This window comes from Mesorhizobium sp. M7A.F.Ca.CA.004.04.2.1, from assembly GCF_004022825.1.
GTDB lineage: Bacteria > Pseudomonadota > Alphaproteobacteria > Rhizobiales > Rhizobiaceae > Mesorhizobium.
On sequence record NZ_RZPH01000900.1, the window covers coordinates 1 to 2501 of the forward strand.

At 64.7% G+C, this 2501-nt stretch carries 2 protein-coding genes, 1 tRNA gene and 1 pseudogene; 1 reads left to right on the top strand and 3 read right to left on the bottom strand.

What is annotated here, in order from left to right; translation table 11 throughout:
• Together EN893_RS28875 and EN893_RS28880 are read right to left on the bottom strand one after the other, a co-directional pair.
• Positions 1-378 (bottom strand): annotated as a pseudogene (locus EN893_RS28875) (magnesium transporter); the annotation flags it as partial.
• A 190-nt stretch (positions 379-568) separates the two neighbouring features.
• Positions 569-653: transfer RNA gene (locus EN893_RS28880), tRNA-Leu, on the bottom strand.
• 235 nt (positions 654-888) lie between these two features.
• On the opposite strand from EN893_RS28880, the gene lipB reads away from it, so the two are divergent.
• Positions 889-1632, top strand: coding sequence for a lipoyl(octanoyl) transferase LipB (gene lipB / locus EN893_RS28885; protein ID WP_127268001.1), 744 nt, complete (start codon positions 889-891; stop codon positions 1630-1632).
• Between the two features lie 21 nt (positions 1633-1653).
• On the opposite strand, the gene EN893_RS28890 is transcribed toward lipB, so the two are convergent.
• Positions 1654-2501: site-2 protease family protein (locus tag EN893_RS28890; protein WP_128361981.1), on the bottom strand; the 848-nt coding region annotated here is incomplete at its 5' end.

Consider the following 2501-nt stretch of genomic DNA (forward strand, 5'->3'; position numbering starts at 1 on the left):
GTCTTCGAGAATGTAGACGGCGTCGTCGGAATCGAGCTCCTGTACCGCCTGCGCGATCTGCGCATTGGGCAGACTGTCGACGATCTCCATACGGATCGCCTCGTCGACCTCGGTCAGCGAGGAGAAGTCGAAATCGGCGCCCAGGAGCTCGACCAGCGCGTGGCGCTGTTCGGGATGCAGCGCCTCGAGCAGGTCGCCGAGTTCCGACTGGTGCAGGTCGTCGACTTCATGCTTGAGGGTCAGCGTGTCGCGGTCGGCGATCGCCGCGCCAATCCGCGCCAGGAAGGACGAAAGCACGGCGCCGTCCTCGCCATAGATGTCGGCGTGGTGCTCCTCGGCGGCCCTGGCGCCAATCGTCCGTTCGTGCTCGCCTTCCACCAGCGCCTCCCGCCACAAGAATCCCGGAAAAGGTGCAAATCAGGTCTAGAGCATCGGACCCAAAGGGGAAACCGGTTTTGGGAGAATCCGACGCTCAAAAAGAAAGTGGCGTAAAGCGCGGGAATATCAAACGAAATGCGCCCGGCCCGCAGCGGGCGGAGCTTGCACAATCGGGATCTGGGAAGGAAAATGGTGCGGTCGAGAAGACTCGAACTTCCACGGGTTGCCCCACAGCGACCTCAACGCTGCGCGTCTACCAATTCCGCCACGACCGCACGTGGTAGAGCCGGAACCGACCGGCTCGCGGCGTGTAGCAAATCGTTTCCGGCGAAACAAGTGCACGGCAAGCAATAATGTCAGGCGATTGGCATAATGCTCCACAGGGTCCGAACGCAGCGCCGGAACTGGACGTTTGCGCCTGATATCGCCATATGGAAGGCAAGTTGATGTCACCCAAAGGTGCGAGGCGGTTTTGGGACGCGACATGCATAAGCGAAAAGACGATACGCCATGCCCGAACGCAGCCAGATCGCCACGTCGTTCCTGCCGCTCCCCGGTTCAGCACCGGTCGAATGGCTGATCGAGCCCGGCCTTACCGCCTATCGCGAAGCACTTGCCTTCATGGAGGCGCGCGCCGAGGCGATCCGCAGCGGCGCTGCCGGCGAAATGGTCTGGCTGGTCGAACACCCGCCGCTCTACACGGCCGGCACCAGCGCTCGCGGCGAGGATCTGATCGACGCCAGCCGCTTCCCGGTATTTGCGGCCGGCCGCGGCGGCGAATACACCTATCATGGGCCGGGCCAGCGGGTCGCCTATGTCATGCTTGATCTGAAGCGGCGGCGTGAGGACGTCCGCGCCTTCGTCGCGGCGCTCGAACAGTGGATCATCGGCACGCTCGCCGCCTTCAACGTGCAGGGCGAACGCCGCGAGGACCGGGTCGGCGTCTGGGTCGTGCGGCCGGATCGCCCTGCCCTGCCGGACGGCTCGCCGGCCGAGGACAAGATCGCGGCCATAGGCATCCGGCTGCGGCGCTGGGTGAGTTTTCATGGCATCGCCATCAATGTCGAGCCCGATCTCGACCATTTCAGCGGCATCGTGCCTTGCGGCGTGCAGGACCACGGCGTCACCAGCCTCGTCGATCTCGGCCTTCCCCTGGGAATGGCCGACCTTGATCTCGCGTTGAAATCCGCCTTCGAGGATGTGTTCGGTCCCGCCACGGTCTTGCCTGTCGAAGCCGAGCGCAAGGCGGGCTGATCCTTCCGGATCCGGTACGGCTCAAATCAGTTGGGCGGAGGCCCACAACACGCCATAGCCATGGATGGCGAACACCGCCAGCAACGCCGCGGCCATGGCGAGGCGGTCGATGGTGCGGATCGGCTTCAGCTCGTAACGCGGCTTGACCCCGCTGCTCATCGTCAGCAGGCTGAGGATCGAAAACACCGCTCCCGTCGCGAGCAGGAAATTGGAGGAAAAGCCGGCCTGCCAACCGACAGCCAGGAAAGCCGAGAGCAGGAAGAAGGAAGCCAGCGCCAGTGCGACCGGTCCCGGACAGATCTGGCGCAGCACCTGACCGCCGTCGAACTTCCACACCGGCACCAGATTGGCGATGTTGAACAGTGCGGCGAAGCCCGCCAGGGTCGCCAGCAGGGCCGCCGCCAGCCGGTGGCCTTCCGCGCCGGCAAAGGTGCTGGCAGCGATCACAACCGGCACCAGGAATGCGGAGAAGCCGGCGCCCATCAGCGCCACGAAAGCCACCTCGAAACGGCTGTCATAGGGCCGCCCGCCAATGGCGATGCCGCCGAGCAGCGGAATGAAGATCATCCGTGCCCGGTTGTGGCCCATAAGCCGGAACGCCGCCATATGGCCAAGCTCATGCAGGGCGACCACCGATGTGAGGATCGCGGCCAGTGCCAGGCCGCCGAAGTGAAGGCCGAAGAATGGCCACAGGATCAGCGCCGAAAGCCCGGCAAAGCCAACCTGGCTGAGCGGATGCTCGAACCAACCGCCCTTGCGATACTGCCCGGTCCGCGCCCAGCGCTGCAGCTTGGAGAGTTCGCGGCGCAGGGCGAAATAGCGGAACACCAGGAAGGCGACGCCGCGATAGCGATCCGTCTGGCTGAGCG

What these genes read in the sequence shown, in the direction of transcription:
- lipB (WP_127268001.1), top strand. Translation starts at nt 889, where the DNA reads ATGCCCGAACGCAGCCAGATCGCCACGTCGTTCCTGCCGCTCCCCGGT.